Source organism: Pseudomonas sp. F(2018), assembly GCF_005508865.1.
Lineage (GTDB): Bacteria > Pseudomonadota > Gammaproteobacteria > Pseudomonadales > Pseudomonadaceae > Aquipseudomonas.
Map to the genome: position 1 here is coordinate 432,446 of NZ_SCOM01000003.1, position 17,755 is coordinate 450,200.

The following is a 17,755-nucleotide window of genomic DNA, read 5'->3' on the forward strand; positions in this document are numbered from 1 at the left end:
CGCCCTCTTCCGGTGCGGCTTTGTGCTGATCCCACACACCCGCGTGCCATACGTAGTGCGCCGGTTCATCAGAACGATCACGCAGGAGATTTTGAAGTGCACATTGGTGTTCCTCTCGAGACCCACGCCGGGGAGACGCGGGTTGCCGCGACGCCCGAAACCGTCAAGAAACTGGTTGGCCAAGGCCATCAGGTGACTGTCCAGACCGGTGCCGGCATCAGCGCCAGCATTCCGGACAGCGCCTATGAAGCCGCCGGCGCGACCATCGGCAACGACGCCTCCGCCTTCGGTGCCGACCTGGTGCTGAAAGTGGTCGCCCCGACCGAGGCCGAACTGGCCCACATGAAGTCCGGCGCCGTGCTGGTCGGCATGCTCAACCCGTTCTGCAACGACACCATTGCGCGCATGAATGCCCGCGGCGTCACCGCCTTCGCCCTGGAGGCCGCCCCGCGTACCTCCCGCGCGCAGAGCCTGGACGTGCTGTCGTCGCAGGCCAACATCGCCGGCTACAAGGCCGTGCTGCTGGCCGCTCACCACTATCCGCGCTTCATGCCGATGCTGATGACCGCCGCCGGTACCGTTAAGGCCGCCCGCGTGCTGATCCTCGGCGCCGGCGTGGCTGGCCTGCAGGCCATCGCCACCGCCAAGCGTCTGGGTGCGGTGATCGAGGCCTCCGACGTACGCCCGGCGGTTAAAGAGCAGATCGAATCGCTCGGCGCCAAGTTCGTCGACGTGCCGTTCGAGACCGACGAAGAGCGCGAGTGCGCCCAGGGTGTCGGCGGTTACGCCCGCCCGATGCCGGCTTCGTGGATGGAGCGCCAGGCCAAGGCCGTGCACGAGCGCGCCAAGCAGGCCGACATCGTCATCACCACCGCGCTGATTCCGGGCCGCAAGGCGCCGACTCTGCTGCATGAGGCGACCGTCGCCGAGATGAAACCGGGCTCCGTGGTCATCGACCTGGCTGCCGCTCAGGGTGGCAACTGCCCGCTGACCGAGGCCGATCAGGTCGTGGTCAAGCACGGCGTGACCATCGTCGGCCACACCAACCTGGCCGCGCTGGTGCCGGCGGATGCCTCCGCCCTGTACGCCCGCAACCTGCTGGACTTCCTCAAGCTGGTAATCGACAAGGAAGCCCAGTTCCAGCTCAACCTCGAAGACGACATCGTCGCAGCCTGCCTGATGTGCAAAGGCGGCGAAGTCGTGCGCAAGAACGGCTAAGGAGTAGAGACATGGAACTGATTTCCCCCAGCATCTACAACCTGATCATCTTCGTGCTGGCCATCTACGTGGGCTACCACGTGGTGTGGAACGTCACCCCGGCCCTGCACACCCCGCTGATGGCCGTGACCAACGCCATTTCCGCCATCGTCATCGTCGGCGCCATGCTGGCCGCCGCGCTGACCGAGACCGTGCTCGGCAAGTCCATGGGCACCCTGGCCGTGGCCCTGGCCGCGGTCAACGTGTTCGGTGGCTTCCTGGTCACCCGCCGCATGCTGGAAATGTTCAAGAAGAAGGCGCCCAAGGCGGCGGCGGAGAAGCACTGATGAGCATGAACCTGATCACCCTGCTGTACCTGGTGGCGTCCGTCTGCTTCATCCAGGCGCTGAAAGGCCTGTCCCACCCGACCTCGTCCCGCCAGGGTAACGCCTTCGGCATGGTCGGCATGGCCATCGCCGTGGTCACCACCGTGTTCCTGGTGTTCAAGCTGGGCGCGGAAATGGCCGAGGGCGGCGCCGCCAAGGGCCTGGGCTTCGTGCTGGTCGGCCTGCTGGTCGGCGGCACCGCCGGCTCCATCATGGCCAAGCGCGTCGAGATGACCAAGATGCCGGAACTGGTCGCCTTCATGCACAGCATGATCGGCCTGGCCGCGGTCTTTATCGCCATCGCCGCCGTCGTGGAGCCGCAGTCCCTGGGCATCGTGCACGCCCTGGGCGACGCCATCCCGGCCGGTAACCGCCTGGAGCTGTTCCTCGGCGCAGCCATCGGTGCCATCACCTTCTCCGGTTCGGTGATCGCCTTCGGCAAGCTGTCCGGCAAGTACAAGTTCCGCCTGTTCCAGGGCGCCCCGGTGGTGTTCAAGGGCCAGCACCTGGTCAACCTGGTGTTCGGCCTGGCCATCCTCGGCCTGGGCCTGTACTTCACCTTCACCGGTGACATCCGCGCCTTCGCCGTGCTGGTGGCCCTGTCGTTCATCATCGGCGTGCTGATCATCATCCCGATCGGCGGCGCCGACATGCCGGTCGTGGTGTCGATGCTCAACAGCTACTCGGGCTGGGCGGCGGCCGGTATCGGCTTCTCGCTGAACAACTCGATGCTGATCATCGCAGGCTCGCTGGTCGGTTCGTCCGGTGCCATCCTCTCGTACATCATGTGCAAGGCGATGAACCGCTCGTTCTTCAACGTGATCCTCGGCGGCTTCGGCGGCGCGGCAGATGCCGGCGGCCCGGCTGGCGCCCAGGAAGCCCGTCCGGTGAAGTCCGGCTCGTCCGACGACGCCGCCTTCCTGCTGACCAACGCCGACACCGTGATCATCGTTCCGGGCTACGGCCTGGCGGTAGCCCGTGCCCAGCACGCGCTGATGGAACTGGCCGAGAAGCTGACCCACCGCGGCGTCACCGTGAAGTACGCGATCCACCCGGTTGCCGGCCGTATGCCTGGCCACATGAACGTCCTGCTGGCCGAGGCCGAAGTGCCTTACGAGCAGGTGTTCGAGATGGAAGACATCAACTCCGAGTTCGGCCAGGCCGACGTGGTGCTGGTGCTGGGCGCCAACGACGTGGTCAACCCGGCCGCGAAGAACGATCCGAAGTCGCCGATCGCCGGCATGCCGATCCTCGAGGCCTACAAAGCCAAGACCGTGATCGTCAACAAGCGCTCGATGGCCAGCGGCTACGCCGGCCTGGACAACGAACTGTTCTACCTGGACAAGACCATGATGGTCTTCGGCGACGCCAAGAAAGTCATCGAAGATATGGTCAAGGCGGTCGAGTAAGTCGCCTTCCAAACTACAAAAAACCCGGCCTAGTGCCGGGTTTTTTGTGGCGGCCACTATGCTGCGAAGGCGTGAAGAACCTCGCGCGGCGGGCCATTAACCCTTGAACTGCCGGTACGGTTTTTCGTCCAATAGGCAATCCCATCCGTTTCGCTTGCCTGGAGCCACCATGCGTCGCCTATTCCCTGTCTTTCTCGCCACCACCCTCTGCCTTGGTGCCAGCGCCCAGGCGCAGACTCTGGTAGCCACCAGCAACATTATCGTCCGCGCGCTGGACCGCAGCTTCGACTTCACCTCCGACACCACCACCTCGGTACGTGACATGAAGGTCGTTCGCGCCGCCCGTGATGACGCCGCCAGCTTCGTCGCCAGCCAGGGCGAGATCCGTGGCGCGCAGCTGGAGGCGGCCTTCACCACCCTGCGCGAGCGTCTGCCGGAAGCTCGCCAGGCCGATGACCAGGTGCTCGCCGAAGCCATTCTCGCCCTGTGATTCCCCGCGCCGCGTGCTGGCTGGTCGCGCTGCTGCTCGCCGGCGCCAGCGCCGGCCTTCAGGCCGAGCTGCGCCTGGACCTGGACCGGGAGGACCTGTCCACCACCGAGATCCAGGCCAGCGAGGCCCTGCTGGACCAGGCCGTGGCGGCGCTACCGCCGAGCTTTGTCCAGCGACTGGACCGCAACGTGCGAGTGCAGTGGTCCACTGATCTGCCGTTCGACGTCTACGGCCGTATCACCCGCCTCGACGCCCTCAGCCTCAACGCCCGACTGTTGCCACGCCTGCTCGACCCTACGCTGGCCGACGCCAGCAGCGGACGTGCCCACGGCAGCCTGCGGCGCGAGCTGCTGGCCACCGTGCTGCACGAACTGACCCACCTGTACGACCGCGCCCGGCTCTGGCCGGAGGGCGAACGCAGGTTGCAGGCACGCTGCCGCCTGGACTCGCAGGTCAACGGCCTGGTCGGCCAGCGCGCGGAATGCCGTGGGCAGGATGCGCGACGCTTCAGCCTCAGCGACGACCCGCAACTGCTCGACCTGGCGGGCTGGCAGCAGCAGGTCGGCAAGCGCGGCACCCGCGAGCAGGACAACGGCCAGGTGGCGCGCAGCCCCGATCCCTACGAGCTGAGCAATCCGCGCGAGTTCGTCGCGGTAAACATGGAGTACTTCCTGCTCGACCCCACCTACGCCTGCCGCCGCCCCACCCTGCAGCGCTATCTGCGCCAGCACTTCGCCTGGCAGCCGGCACAACAGGCCGAATGCGCCGCCGACTATGCCTACCTCAATGCCGGCCGCGACTTCGCCCGCCAGCCCCTGGGCCGGCTCGATCCGCAGCGGGTCTACGAGGTCGACTACCTGCTCGCCGAACCCAACCAGCAGTGGGCCAGCCGCTGGGGCCACAGCATGCTGCGCTTGGTAGTGTGCGCCCCTGGCCGTCCGCGCGGCCCGGCCTGCCGGCTGGACCTCGACCAGCACCTGGTGCTGTCCTACCGCGCCTTCGTCGGCGACGTGCAGCTGTCCAGCTGGGACGGCCTGACCGGCGCCTACCCCTCGCGCCTGTTCATCCTGCCGCTGGCCCAGGTGATCGAGGAATACACCAAGGTCGAACTGCGCGGGCTGTCCTCGATCCCCCTGCGCCTGTCGCGCGAGGAGACCGAGCAGCTGGTGGCGCGCGCCGCCGAACAGCACTGGAGCTACGACGGCGACTACTGGTTCCTCTCCAACAACTGCGCGGTGGAGACCCTCAAGCTGCTGCGCGGCGGCACCGGGCGCAACGAACTGCAGGGGCTGGACAGCATCATGCCCAACGGCCTGCTGGACATCCTCGAGGCGCGCGGCCTGGCCGACCGCAGCGTGCTGGCCGACCCGCGCGAGGCGCTGCGCCTGGGCTATCGCTTCGACTCGTTCCGCGACCGCTACCAGGCCATGTTCGTGATCCTGCGCGAGCGCCTGGCGGTGCCGCAGCAGGAGGTGGAGGACTGGCTGGCGCTGCCGCCCGTGCGGCGCCGTGACTGGATCGCCAGGGCCGACCTGCGTGCCAGCGCCGCACTATTGCTGCTGGAGCAGGCCGCCCTGCGTCGCCAGTTGCTGCTGGCCCAGGAACAGCTCAAGCAGCGCTACCTGGGCGCCCGCGACAACCCCGGCGAGCGCCGCTTCGCCGACGCCGATGCCACCCTGCGACAGATCCTCGACAACAGCGGCTTCCTCAGCCGCCCGGCCGAGCTGCTGGATGCCGGCTACGGCCTGCCGCAGCCCGGTGAATGGCAGCAGCTGGAAGCCGCCAGCAGCGCGCGCCAGCTCAAGCTGCGCCAGCTCAGTGACGACCTCGACCGCGAAGTCCGCCTCCTGCTGGAGCCCGAGCTGCTGGCCGAGATCGAGGCCGGCGAGGCCAACCTGGAGCAGCTCGGCCAGCACCTGCGCACGCTGCACAAGGCCAGCGGCGGCCTGGTCCTGCCTTAGGCCAACCGGCTACAGGCGTTCTTCATCTTCCTCGGGCAACTGCTCGTCCAGGTGCAGCCAGGGCAGGCGGCTGGTCACCCAGATATGCCGATCGGCCGGCGCCAGCTCGGGCTGGTCGAGGCTGGCGACCGTCAGATCTAGGCTGTTCGGACTGCGATCGGTGAACAGGCTCAGCTGGCAGCCGCAGCGCCCGCAGAAGTAGCGCGTGCAGCTGGCCGACGAGGCGTAGGCCGCCGGGCTGCCGCGGGTCCACTGGAAGCTGTCGCGCGGCACCGTCAGCCAGGTCACCACTATGCCGCCGCTGGTGCGCCGGCACACCGAGCAGTGGCAGTGGGCGATGTCGCGCAGCGGCGCGCGGATGCTGTAGCGCAGCTGCCCGCAATGGCAGCCACCGTGGTGCAGTTCGTTCATGACACCCTCCGCAAGGTCCCTTCATCGCCACGCTAGCACGCCGAAAGCTGCCTGAAAGCTTCGCCGCCTAGCATCCGCCCACCATCGTCCCCGGACCGATGGCCCGACAACAACAAGATGGGTGCCCGCCATGCCTCGCCACCGCCTGCCTGTGGCCTCGCCGCGACGCCACCGTGCGCCCGCCCGGAGATAGCCATGCTGACTTTCCTCGGCTTCGCCATGGTCATGACCTTCATGTACCTGATCATGAGCAAACGCCTGTCCGCGCTGATCGCCCTGATCATCGTGCCCATCACCTTCGCCCTGATCGGCGGTTTCGCCGCCGGCATCGGCCCGATGATGCTCGAAGGCATCGGCAAGCTCGCCCCGACCGGGGTGATGCTGATGTTCGCCATTCTCTACTTCGCCCTGATGATCGACTCCGGCCTGTTCGACCCGGCCGTGCGCGCCATCCTGCGCCTGGTCAAGGGCGACCCGCTGAAGGTGTCGATGGGCACCGCCGCGCTGGCCCTGATCGTCTCCCTCGACGGCGACGGCGCCACCACCTACATGATCTGCGTCGCCGCCATGCTGCCGCTGTACAGCAGGCTGGGCATGAGCCCGCTGATCATGGCCGGACTGATCATCCTCGCCGGCGGCATCATGAACATGACGCCCTGGGGCGGCCCCACCGCCCGAGCCGCCAGCGCCCTGCACGTCGACCCGTCGGACATCTTCGTGCCGATGATCCCGGCCATGATCGCCGGCTGCATCGCCCTGTTCGGCGTCGCCTGGATCTACGGCAAGCGCGAGCGTGCGCGTCTCGGCGTGCTGAACCTGCCGGACGACCAGGACAACCACGCCGAGATCAGCGTCTCGCAGTACCCGGAGGCGCGCCGACCCAAGCTGCTGTGGATCAACGGCGCGCTGACCGCCGCGCTGATGGCGACCCTGATCGCCGGGCTGCTGCCACTGCCGGTGCTGTTCATGATCGCCTTCAGCATCGCCATGATCATCAACTACCCCTGCCTGCAGCAGCAGAAGGAGCGCATCGCCGCGCACGCCGGCAACGTGCTGGCGGTGGTCGGGCTGATCTTCGCCGCCGGCATCTTCACCGGCATTCTCAGCGGCACCGGCATGGTCGAGGCCATGTCGAAGAGCCTGCTGGCGATCATTCCCGAGGCCCTCGGCCCTTACCTGGCAGTGATCACCGCCCTGGTGAGCATGCCGTTCACCTTCTTCATGTCCAACGACGCCTTCTACTACGGCGTGCTGCCGGTGCTTGCCGAGGCCGCCAGCCACTACGGCATCAGCCCGGTGGAGATGGCCCGCGCCTCGATCGTCGGCCAGCCGGTGCACCTGCTCAGCCCGCTGGTACCCTCCACCTACCTGCTGGTGGGCCTGGCCAAGATCGAGTTCGGCGATCACCAGCGCTTCACCCTCAAGTGGGCAGTGCTGATCTGTCTGGCCATAATGTTGGCAGCGCTGCTGCTCGGCGTGTTCCCGCTGTTCGGTGGCTAGCACGGCGGTGGACGCAATTTTCACCCAAAGCCGGATAGAATCACGCCGCCCGCGCGGCCTTCGCTTACCCCCGTACAAAGGAACTCATAATGGAATGGCTCACCAACCCGGAGATCTGGGTTGCCTTTCTCACCCTGACGGCCCTGGAAATCGTCCTCGGCATCGACAACATCATCATGATCGCCATCCTGGTCGGTCGCATGCCGCCGCACATGCAGGCGCGCACGCGCTTCTTCGGCCTGGCCCTGGCGATGGTCACCCGCATCGCCCTGCTGCTGTCGATCACCTGGATCATGCGCCTGACCAACGACCTGTTCGAACTCTTCGGCCAGGGCATCTCCGGGCGTGACCTGATCCTGTTCTTCGGCGGCCTGTTCCTGCTGTGGAAGAGCAGCACCGAGATGTACCACAGCCTGGAAGGCGAGGACGAAACCGGCGAGCAGCCCAGCGGCGCCGCGCGCAACTTCATCGGCACCATCATTCAGATCGCCATCATCGACATCGTGTTCAGCCTGGACTCGGTGATCACCGCCGTCGGCATGGTCTCCCACGTACCGGTCATGGTCGCCGCGATCATCGTCGCCGTGCTGGTGATGATGCTGGCCGCCGGCACCATCAGCGACTTCATCGAAAGGCACCCGTCGCTGAAGATGCTGGCCCTGTCCTTCCTGGTGGTGGTCGGTACCGTGCTGATCGCCGAGAGCTTCGAAGTCCATGTGCCGAAGGGCTACGTCTACTTCGCCATGGCCTTCTCCCTGGCCGTGGAGGCGCTCAACATCCGCATGCGCATCGCCCGCGGCCGCAAGGAAGACCCGGTCAAGCTGCGCAAGGACATGCCGGGCGAATAAGCCAAAGGCGTGAACAAGAAAACGGGGCCGAATGGCCCCGTTTTCGTTTCCGCCTCAACGTCGATAGCTGCCCATCACGGACAGCAGAATCGAGCTCATACAAAGCGTCGTCAGCACCATGGCGACGATCGGGCCCCAGTAACCGAACAGCTTCTGCAGGAGCTCCAACCCCCACGTCAGCAACACGTTAAACAGGCGATGGCTGTGTGACTCATCCGCGATGTAGATACCCTGTTGCCACACTTCATAGGCGCTGAGCAGCGGAAGCAGTGTCAGCGGCAACAGCAGCAGGGATAGCCAGAATCCTGTCCTGCTCTCTCCCAGAAGGCCCCATGGGCGATAACCCTCCTGGATCAGCTTGAAGGTACAGAGCGCGAAGAAGGCCGTGCCGGCCAACACCAGGTACGGAGCCAAGCTGAACGGCTTCCGATAAAGCATGTACGCAGCGAACGAGCCCATGATCAGGACGAACCACCACCAGAGGGCCAGAAAGAACTTCTTCATGCTCGTACCTAGAACAAATCCATCTGACCAAGGGTTACGACCGGCGTAGTCTCGTCAGGTAACCCCTGGGAGTTGTCGCAGCCCAACCGCTGCGCCAACCCCGCCGCCCGCTCCGCCTTGCCGTTCACCGCCTCGGACAGGCGCGCCGGCAGGCCCCAGATTTCCACCTTGTGCTTGGCGCGGGTGATGCCGGTGTAGAACAGCGCGCGGGTCAGCAGAGGACTGGGGCTTTCCGGCAGGGCCAGCAGCACTTCGCTGAATTCCGAGCCCTGGCTCTTGTGCACGGTCATGGCGAAGGCGCTGTCGTGGCTGGGCAGGCGCGCCGGGGCGAAGGCGCGGAAGCCGTCTTCGCCCGAGCCCTCGCCTTCAAAAAAGACGCGCAGGCCGTGCTCGCTGGCCAGGCAGATGCCGATATCGCCATTGAACAGGCCCAGCGCGTAGTCGTTCTGCCGCACCATCACCGCACGGCCGGGGTACCAGCGTTCGCGCTCGGCCAGCGAGTAGCGGCGCTTGATACGTGCCTCCAGTGCCTCGTTGATGCCACTGACGCCCCAGGGGCCTTCGCGCTGGGCGGTGAGGGCACGGAAGGCGTTGAAGGCGGCGAAGGCCTCGGCCGGGTCGCCCTTGCGCGCGGCCTGCAGGTAGGGGCGATAGCCCTGTTCCAGGCGCTCCAGCAATGCGGGCTGGCTCGGCTCGGCCTGCCAGGCCAGGTCGGCGCGGCCTTCGCGCAACAGGTTGAGGGTGCCGGCGGCATCGCCGCCATTGATGCGCCGCGCCAGTTCGCCGATGCCGCTGTCGCCGGCGAAGCGGTGGCTGTGGGTGAGCAGCACCACGGCGTCTCCCAGCGCCGAGCGCGGCGCCTCGACCGGCACGCTCTGGCCGGTAATGCGCTGCAGTTCGGCGGCGGCCGCGGCATCGAAGCCACGACCCTCGCACAGTTCGGCGAACACGGCGCCGGCTTCCACCGCCGCCAGCTGGTCCTTGTCACCGAGCAGGATCAGACGTGCCTGCGGCGGCAGGGCGGCGACCAGCTTGGCCATCAGCGCCAGGTCGACCATCGACGCCTCGTCCACCACCAGCACATCCAACGCCAGGGGCCGCGCCGCGTCGTGGCGCACGGCCGGGCTGTCGCCGCGGCTGCCGAGCAGGCGGTGCAGGGTGCGCGCCTCTTCCGGCAGCAGCGCCTTGAGCTCGTCGGCCAGCGGCAAGTCGGCCTTGGCGTTGCGGATCGCCTCGGCCATGCGCGCCGCCGCCTTGCCGGTCGGCGCGGCCAGGCCGATGGCCAGCCTGTCACCGCCGGGCTGCTCAAGCAGAGCCGCCAGCAGACGCACCACGGTGGTGGTCTTGCCGGTGCCGGGGCCGCCGGAAATCACCGCCAGGCGCCGACGCACCGCCTGGGCCGCGGCCAGGCGCTGCCAGTCCGGTTGTTGCTGGTTGAAGGCGAACAGCCGCGCCAGGCTCTCGGCCAGCACCTTCTCATCCACCTCGGGCCGGTCGGCGGCGCGGGCCAGTAGCTGTGCGGCGAGCTGCTGCTCGTAGGCCTGGTAGCGCGCCAGGTACAGGCGCTCGCCCTCCAGGATCAGCGGGGCGAATGCACCCGGCCCGGCAACCAGTGCAGAGCCATCCAGGCGGGTGCACAGCTCGGCCAGCGGCGGCAGGACGAAATCGAATTCCGGCCAGGGACGCTGACCGGCGACCCGCGCCAGCGGCAGGCACACGTCGCCGCCGGCCAGGGCCTCGCTGCACAGGGCGGCGCAGGCCAGCACGGCGTCATCCTGCGGCTCCAGGCGTTGCAGGCTGGCCAGCAGTGCGCGCTCCAGCGGGCCGAGGGGCAGGTCGGCGAGGCTCATCGGGGCAGCTCCCTCAGCCCAACCCTCTCCCGGCGGGAGAGGGAGCGGTTACCCGACGCTGCTATGGCGGACGTAGCCCGGATGCAATCCGGGAGGGCCGGTACCCGGATAGCATCCGAGCTGCTGCCTGAGCGCATCACTGCACCTCCGCGAACAGTTTATCCAGCGCATCCAGCAGAGCATCGTCCGGCCGGGCGAAGTACACCCCGGCCTCCGGCATGCCACGCAGGAACAGGTAGAAGGCGCCACCCAGCTGCGCATGGGTGAAACCGGCCAGGCGCGCGCGCAGGAAGCGCCGCAGCGCCACCAGGTAGATCAGATACTGCAGGTGGTAGTGCTCGCCGGCGATGGCCTGCTCCAGGCGCTCGGTGCGGTAATGGTCGGCGGTCGGGCCGAGCCAGTTGGACTTGTAGTCGAGGATGTACCAGCGCCCGTCATGCTCGAAGGTGAGGTCGATAAAGCCTTTCAGGAAGCCCCGCAGCTCGTCGAACTGCAGGCGCTCGGCGGCCTGGCGCATGGCCGCCGGCAGGCCGTACGCCGGGTCGGCGAGCAGCGCGCGCAGACGCTCCACGTCCAGGCGTTCGACCGGGAAGGTGAAGCCCAGCTCGGGCAGGCGGCGGGTCGGGTCGAGGGCGGCCAGGCTCAGGCCCTGGCCGTCCAGGTCGCAGTCCAGCACGCGCTGCAGCTGAGTCGTGGCGGTCTCGGCCCAGGTCGCGGCATCGATGCCGTGATCCTGCAGGGCCGCGGGCACCAGTTGCTCCAGGCTGCCCTTGCCGCGCATCCAGTCTTCGAGGATGGCGTGCAGGCAGGTACCGGCGCGGGCGCCGCGAGGGAAGGCGAAGAAGCCGGCACCGGGCTCGCTGGCGGCGGGCATGGCCAGGTGGTCGCGATCCGGTGCCTCCATGTGCATGCCCGCCGCCAATCCCGAAAAGCTGCCGATGCGCCAGGCGCTGTGCAGGCTGCGGGCGAAGCCCTGCAGGGCCTGCGGTGGCTCGGCGCGGCTCTCGCCGGCGGCGCTGGTCTCTTCCAGCAGCAGCGGCAGGCGGGCGATCAGGCCGTCGCTGCCCCGCGCCAGCGCATCCAGCTCGGCGGCCAGCGCCAGCCCATCACGGCCGGCAAGGTGCGCCGCCAGTTCGCCCAGCGCATCGGCGCCGGGCAGCTCGCGGCCGTGCAGCAGCCAGGCCAGGGCGCTGCTGTGCAGGCCCTCGTCGGGCAGCGAGCCGTCCTTCTTCGGCTTGGGCAGGGCGGCCGGGCCCCAGTGCAGCCACAGGCGATCACGGGCGCGGGTCAGGGCCACGTAGGTCAGGCGCAGCTTCTCGGCAAAGCTCTCGCGCCGCGCCGCCTGCAGGCGTTCGTCCAGGCGCGGGCTGCCCAGGTCAAGCAGCGGCTGGCCGTGTTCGTCGTGGCAACGCGCGCTGTCGGTGTGCTGGCCGAGCAGGCGGCCGTCCCACAGGAAGGGGCAGAACACCAACGGATATTCCAGGCCCTTGGAGGTGTGGATGGTGACGATCTGCACCCGTTCGGCATCGCTCTCCAGGCGCAGCAGGGCGTCCTCGCCGGCGCCCTCGCTGCTGCGCTGGCCGTCGAACCAGGCGAGCAACGCCTCCAGCCCGGGACGCTGCAGGCTCTCGGCCTGCAGCAGCTCGGCCAGGTGCAGCAGATTGGTCAGCCGGCGCTCGCCATCGATGCCGGCCAACAGGCGCTCGGCCACCCGCTCCTGATCCAACCACGCTCTAAAGACGCGCATAAAGCCGTGCTGCTGCCACAGCTGGTGATACTGCTCGGCGGCGGCGCGCTCCTCGTCCCAGGCGCGTTCGTCGTCCTGGCAGCGGGCGATCTGCGCGGCATCGCGCCCCAGCAGGCGAGTGGCCAGGGCGTAGCGCAGCACGCCCTCGCGACCCGGTTCGGCGTAGGCGGCCAGCACCGCCGCCAGCTCGCCGGCCTCCTCGCTGTGCCAGACGCTGTCGCGGCCACGGCGCACGCTGGACACGCCACGGGCCGCCAGCTCGGCGGCGACGCTGGCGGCCTCGCGGTGGTTGCTGACCAGCACGGCGATATGACCACCCTGCAGCGGCTGCCTGTCACCGTCTTCGGCGAAATAGGCATCACCTTGCGTACTGGCGGCGAGCAGCGCGGCAATCCTGCGCGCCGTATCCGTGGCGGCCAGTTCACCGGCGCGCGCCTTGTTCAGCCCCTCATCACCGAGCCAGACCAGCCCCAGCGGCGCGCTGCCGTCCTGCTCGGGCAACACCAATTGCGCCCGCGCCTTCTTGCCGGCGCTGACCGGCGGGTAGTTCAGCCCCTCTTCGGCGAACGGCTGCGGGCGGGCGAACAGACGGTTGAGCGCGGCGATCAGCTCCGGCGTGGAGCGGTAGTTGAACGGCAGGTCGTACTGGCGCTCGGCCGCATCCCGCGCCTTGAGGTAGGTGGCCAAGTCGGCGCCACGAAACGCATAGATGGCCTGCTTGGGGTCGCCGACGAAACACAGATCGCCACGCGGGCTACTGCGCGACTCGCCAGCGTTGTCGGTTTCTCGCTCAGACCTCGCCGTACTCGCTGTACTGTCTCGGCCTTCGCTCGAAGCCCTCCTAGCTGGCGAGCCGCTCGCTACGCCCGCCGCTTTTGGGTAGATGCGATCGAAGATGGCGTACTGGATCGGGTCGGTGTCCTGGAATTCGTCGATCAGCGCCAGCGGATACTGCTCGCGCAGGCGCGCGCCCAGGTCCTCGCCGGCCGGCCCGTGCAGCGCCTCGTGCAGGCGGTTGAGCAGGTCGTCGAAGGCCAGCAGGCGCTGGGCAGCCTTGCGTTGCGGCAGCTCGACATTGAGCCGGTCGAGCAGTTCGACCTGCAGGGCGATCAGCTTCTGCCGGCCCGCCGGTTCGGCGGCGGCCAGGGCATCGGACAGCGTATCCAGCGCCTCGGCCAGCTCGCACTGCGGCGCGTCGAAGCCCTTCTTGCACGCTTTGCCCAGGGCGATGGCGCCCAGCTTGAGCAGCCCGTCCGGCGCCTCGAACAGCGCCGCCGGGTCGGCGAAGTAGGCATCCAGCTCGGCCGACCACAGCGGCAGCTTGGCGACCTTGTGGGTGGTCTGGCTGAGGCCGCCATGCCCGCGCAGGGTCTCGATCCAGCCGTAGCCGGCGTCATGCCACAGTGCGGCGGCGCGCTGCCAGGCGGCGCTGGCGGCGCTCAGCTCGGCGCCGCTGGCCGCCTCGCGCGGCTCCACCCGCAGATAGGGTTTACCCAGGTGGCTGCGCAGGGCCTGACGCAAGGTGGCGGGGGTGATCCTGGCCCTGGCCAGGAAGCGCGCCCAGGCCGGATCGGCCTCGGCCAGCACATGGCGCCAGGCATCGCCGAGCAGGCCGTCGAGCACCTCGCGGTCGTCCTGGGTCAGCTCGGCGTCGAAGTCGCCGCCTGCCTCGAAGGCCGAGTCCTGCAGGGCGCGCTGGCAGAAGCCGTGGATGGTGAAGATCGCCGCCTCGTCGAAACCATGCACGGCCAGCAGCAGACGGCGGCGCGCCGCCTCGCCGGGATGGCGGCGGTGCAGCTCGACAAGGAAGTCATCGCCACTCGTGCCGCCCTCGTACAGCGCCAGCAACTCGGCCAGGCGCGCGCGGATGCGCTCGCGCAGCTCGGCGGTGGCCGCAGTGGTGTAGGTGACCACCAGGATCTGCCCGACGCTCAGCTGCTGCTCCAGCAGCAGGCGGGCATACAGCGCGGTCAGGGTCCAGGTCTTGCCGGTACCGGCGCTGGCCTCGATCAGCGAGCGGCCGGCGAAGGACGAATCCTGCAGGTTCAGGTCGTTCATTCGGCCTCCTCCTCGCCACTGGCCAGGGCCTTGAGCGCCGGGCCCAGCAGCTGCTCGGCGAGCTGCTCGAAGCACTCGCCGAGCGGGTCGCGCTCGCGGAAGGCCAGGGCGTACCAGGGGTCGAGGGCCTCGCCGGGCACGGGGCTGAATTCGGCGCCGAGCCAGGCCGCCTCGGCCTTGTCGCGGGCGGCATCGCGCGGCTCCTTGCGGCTCTTCGCGCTGGGTGTACACAGGGCCTTGGCGAACTCGTAGCTGCTGCGGGTGATGAAGGGCAGCGGCGCGCTCAGCGCCTCGCGGTATGCAACCAGCCATGGCTCAAGCAGCGCCTGGGCATCGCTCAGAGGACCCAGCTGCCAGTCGCCGGCCGGCGAGACCAGCAGGCTCTCGCGGGCAATCTCCGCGCTGGCGCCGCCCTCTGTCCAGGCACAGTTGAGCAGCAGGTGGCGCAGCCAGAAGCCGGGCAGGTCCCAGGCGCCGGGCGCGGCCAGGCGCCAGTCGAACAGGCCGTGGCTGGTCACGCCGTCCAGCCAGCCATGCACGCGCACACCGGCCAGTTGGATATCCACCAGCAGCGGCTGCGGCGTCTCCTCGGGGCGTGCCTCGAACAGGCGTGGGGCGAAAGCGCGCACCGGGCCGCGCTGCTTGCCCCACAGGGCATGACCCAGCTCGCCGGGCGGCAACCAGCCGGCGGCGCGGGCGATGCGCCGCTCCTGCTCCTCGGACCAGCCGCGCTCCACCGCCTGCAGGGCCAGCTGGCGCAGGCCACGACGGGCCGGACCTTCGAGGGCGAAGGGCTCGTCGCTGGCGATGGCCTCATCGGCATCGGCCAGGCGCAGGCCCAGGCGCTGCTCGAGGAGGAAGCGCGCCGGATGGCGGAAGCACTGCAGCAACTGGCTGGGCTCGATCACCAGCCAGTCTTCCCCAGGTTCGGGCAGCCGCTCGATAAAGGCTGGCGGGGTCAGCAGCGGCGCCTCGGCCAGACGCCGGGCGGCGCGGAACCAGGCGGGGGCGAAGCCCTGGCGCGCGCCGCCGGCCGCGAAGTTGCCGGGGGCGAAGGGCTGCAGCGGATGCTCGATGGTGATGCGCCGGCTGGCTTTCTGCTCTTGTAGGAGCGAGCTCTGCTCGCGAATCTCTCCGGACAACAGGGTTCGCGAGCAGAGCTCGCTCCTACAGACGGCGGTGAGATCCACCGTCTCCAGCAGTTCGCTGACCAGCACCGAAGGCGGCAGCTCGGCGTTGTCGCGCGGGTCGCGGCCGACGTAGCTCAGGTACAGACCATCGCGGGCACTGAGCAGGGTCTCGAGGAACAGGTAACGGTCGTCCAGGCGCCGGGCACGATCGCCGCGGCGCGGGCGCCTGGCGATCAGGTCGAAGCCGGCGACCGGCGTGCGCCGGGGCAGGGCGCCGTCGTCCAGGCCGAGCAGGCAGACCAGGCGGAACGGCAGGCTGCGCATCGGCACCATGGTGCAGAAGGTCACCGCGCCGGTGAGGAAGCCCGAAGCGCCGCTACCGCTCTCCAGCGCCGCACCGAGCTGCTGGCGCACCAGCGCCAGTTCCACCGGCCGGGTGATGGCGGAGTCCTCGGCCTGGCGCGCCAGCGCCGCACAGGCCTGGCTGAGCAGGAGCAGGGTGTCGCCGGATTCGCGCTCGTCGAACAGCACATCGATCAGGCCCTGCAGGTCCAGCGCCCAATCGGCCAGCGGACGATCGCGCTGCAGGCGCTCGGCCAGGCCGGCGAGCAGTTCGACGAAGGCACACAGGCGACCGAGCAGCTGGCCACGGGCGCCTTCCAGGGCATCCAGCGGCAGGCTGTCACCGAGCAGCGGTACGCCATCGCCGGCCAGTTGCGGCGGTGCGGCGAAGCCCAGCAGCAGGCGGTCCAGGCCCTGGCGCCAGGTGAAGGCATCATCGGCGGGCAAATCGAGGGCGGCACGATGACCGGCGTCGCGGCCCCAGCGCACGCCGGCCTGGTGCAGCCAGTCGCGCAGCAGCGGCAGGTCTTCGGGTTCGATGCCGGCGCGGCGGGCGATGGCCGGCTGCTCCAGCCAGGCGAGGATTTCCTCGGCGGCGAAGCGGCTCTCGGGCAGACTGAGCAGGCCGAGGAAGGCCTCGATCAGCGGCGTCTCGGCGCGCAGGCTGCGGTCGGCCAGGCTGTAGGGAATATGCGGCGCGCCTTCGCGGCGGGCGAAGACGGCTTCGATATAGGGCGCATAGCGCTCGATATCCGGGGTCAGCACCACCACCTGATCCGGGCTCAGCCGCGGGTCGGCGGCGAAGCGCGCCAGCAGCTGGTCATGCAGGATTTCCACCTCGCGCAGCGGCGAGTGAGCGATGTGCAGCTCCAGCGAGCGGTCGTCGTCGCGCAGGGCCAGGCGCTCGTCCGGGGTGCGGGTGCGCAGGCGCAGGATGTCCTGCTGCAGGGCGTGCAGCAGGCTGTCGTCGGCCAGCTCGGCGTCCTGCGGGTAGATGCCGTTCTCCTCGGCGATCTGCCCGAGCAGGCTATCGAAGAAGTCGCGGCCCTGCTTGCCCAGGCTGGCCAGCAGCGGGTGGCCCACATCGAGGTACCAGTCGTCCGGGCTGACCTCGGACTGGGCCAGCTCGCGCACGTCGCGAATCTCGCCCCAGGCCTCGCGGCAGGGGTTGAGGGCGAAGATCACCACGTCGGTGTGCCGCGCCAGCCCCTCCAGCACGCGCAGGTGATGCGGCGGCAGCGAGCTGATGCCGAACACCAGCAGGCGCTCGGGCATCCCGGCGATGGGCGTATCGGCATGCAGGCGCGCCAGCAGCTCGCCGAGGAGGCGCGCGCGGTGCGGGTGGCCATCGCGGGTCAGCTCCTGCCACAGCAGCGCCTGCCAGGTTTCGTCGGCGCCCAGGTCGCACAGCTCGCCGCGCTCCCAGGCGGCCAGCCAGTCGTCGCGATACAGAAGGTACTGGTCAAACACGTCGGCGATCTTCGCCGCCAGGGCCAGGCGGCGGCGCTCGTCGCCGCCTTCCAGGTAACGCTGCAGGCGTTCGGCGCGGGCCAGGTTGGCCGGATCGCACAGCCAGTCGTACAGGCGCCAGGTCATCGCCTGCGGGTTGAACGCCGACTGCTCCGGCAGGGCGCCGAGCACCTGGCGCGCCAGGCCCCAGACGAAGCTGGACGGCAGCTGCACCTCCAGATGCATGGCGATGCCCTGTTCGCGCGCCAGCTGCAGGGTCAGCCAGCGGCCGATACCCTGGCTCGGCACCACCACCCGCGCCGGCGCCAGCACGTCCGCCTGCGGCTGGGCGAGCAGCCGACAGGCCAACAGGCCGAGGGTTTCCAGGTCGGGGGCGTGGTACAGGCTGAGCATGGGCGGTGCTGGCGATTGGACTGCCGCAAGGTTAACAAGAAGCGCCGCCGGCGCGGATT

The 17,755-nt window shown here is 69.0% G+C and carries 12 protein-coding genes; 7 read left to right on the forward strand and 5 right to left on the reverse strand.

Annotation, left to right across the window (positions count from 1 at the left end; all coding sequences use genetic code 11):
• Nucleotides 1-96: 96 nt before the first annotated feature.
• The 5 genes from FFS62_RS15900 to FFS62_RS15920 all read left to right on the forward strand — a co-directional run bounded on the left by FFS62_RS15900 (nucleotide 97) and on the right by FFS62_RS15920 (nucleotide 5,443).
• A complete protein-coding gene (locus FFS62_RS15900; RefSeq protein WP_137973807.1) occupies nucleotides 97-1,218 on the forward strand; it encodes a Re/Si-specific NAD(P)(+) transhydrogenase subunit alpha in 1,122 nt (373 codons plus the stop codon).
• Nucleotides 1,219-1,229: 11 nt separating this feature from the next.
• The gene (locus FFS62_RS15905) at nucleotides 1,230-1,544 is read left to right on the forward strand and encodes an NAD(P) transhydrogenase subunit alpha (RefSeq protein WP_137973808.1); all 315 of its coding nucleotides are present in this window, start codon (nucleotides 1,230-1,232) and stop codon (nucleotides 1,542-1,544) included.
• Entirely contained in the window at nucleotides 1,544-2,992 is a 1,449-nt protein-coding gene (locus tag FFS62_RS15910; protein ID WP_137973809.1) for an NAD(P)(+) transhydrogenase (Re/Si-specific) subunit beta, read from the forward strand. The genes FFS62_RS15905 and FFS62_RS15910 overlap by 1 nt, the downstream gene beginning before the upstream one ends.
• Before the next feature lie 169 nt (nucleotides 2,993-3,161).
• Nucleotides 3,162-3,482, forward strand: coding sequence for a DUF2388 domain-containing protein (locus tag FFS62_RS15915; protein ID WP_137973810.1), 321 nt, complete (start codon nucleotides 3,162-3,164; stop codon nucleotides 3,480-3,482).
• Nucleotides 3,482-5,443, forward strand: coding sequence for a DUF4105 domain-containing protein (locus FFS62_RS15920; RefSeq protein WP_137974016.1), 1,962 nt, complete (start codon nucleotides 3,482-3,484; stop codon nucleotides 5,441-5,443). The genes FFS62_RS15915 and FFS62_RS15920 overlap by 1 nt, the downstream gene beginning before the upstream one ends.
• 9 nt (nucleotides 5,444-5,452) lie before the next feature.
• Here FFS62_RS15920 and FFS62_RS15925 read toward each other — a convergent pair whose 3' ends face one another.
• Nucleotides 5,453-5,854 carry a GFA family protein gene (locus tag FFS62_RS15925; protein ID WP_137973811.1) on the reverse strand — a complete coding sequence of 134 codons (402 nt, stop codon included), beginning with the start codon at nucleotides 5,852-5,854 and terminating at the stop codon, nucleotides 5,453-5,455.
• Between the two features lie 195 nt (nucleotides 5,855-6,049).
• On the opposite strand from FFS62_RS15925, the gene FFS62_RS15930 reads away from it, so the two are divergent.
• Together FFS62_RS15930 and FFS62_RS15935 are read left to right on the forward strand one after the other, a co-directional pair.
• Nucleotides 6,050-7,354: a CitMHS family transporter gene (locus FFS62_RS15930; RefSeq protein WP_137973812.1), complete on the forward strand. Its 1,305-nt coding sequence runs from the start codon at nucleotides 6,050-6,052 to the stop codon at nucleotides 7,352-7,354.
• Between the two features lie 89 nt (nucleotides 7,355-7,443).
• On the forward strand, nucleotides 7,444-8,202 hold the full coding sequence (locus tag FFS62_RS15935; protein ID WP_137973813.1) for a TerC family protein: 759 nt from the start codon (nucleotides 7,444-7,446) through the stop codon (nucleotides 8,200-8,202).
• A gap of 54 nt (nucleotides 8,203-8,256) precedes the next feature.
• Here the strand turns inward: FFS62_RS15935 and FFS62_RS15940 are convergent, their stop codons facing one another.
• The 4 genes from FFS62_RS15940 to recC all read right to left on the reverse strand — a co-directional run bounded on the left by FFS62_RS15940 (nucleotide 8,257) and on the right by recC (nucleotide 17,696).
• Nucleotides 8,257-8,706, reverse strand: coding sequence for a hypothetical protein (locus FFS62_RS15940; protein WP_137973814.1), 450 nt, complete (start codon nucleotides 8,704-8,706; stop codon nucleotides 8,257-8,259).
• Nucleotides 8,707-8,714: 8 nt separating this feature from the next.
• Nucleotides 8,715-10,556: an exodeoxyribonuclease V subunit alpha gene (gene recD, locus FFS62_RS15945; protein ID WP_137973815.1), complete on the reverse strand. Its 1,842-nt coding sequence runs from the start codon at nucleotides 10,554-10,556 to the stop codon at nucleotides 8,715-8,717.
• A 136-nt stretch (nucleotides 10,557-10,692) separates the two neighbouring features.
• A complete protein-coding gene (locus FFS62_RS15950; protein WP_137973816.1) occupies nucleotides 10,693-14,361 on the reverse strand; it encodes a UvrD-helicase domain-containing protein in 3,669 nt (1,222 codons plus the stop codon).
• On the reverse strand, nucleotides 14,358-17,696 hold the full coding sequence (gene recC, locus FFS62_RS15955) for an exodeoxyribonuclease V subunit gamma (protein WP_137973817.1): 3,339 nt from the start codon (nucleotides 17,694-17,696) through the stop codon (nucleotides 14,358-14,360). Before recC ends, FFS62_RS15950 begins: the two co-directional genes overlap by 4 nt.
• Nucleotides 17,697-17,755: the final 59 nt, after the last annotated feature.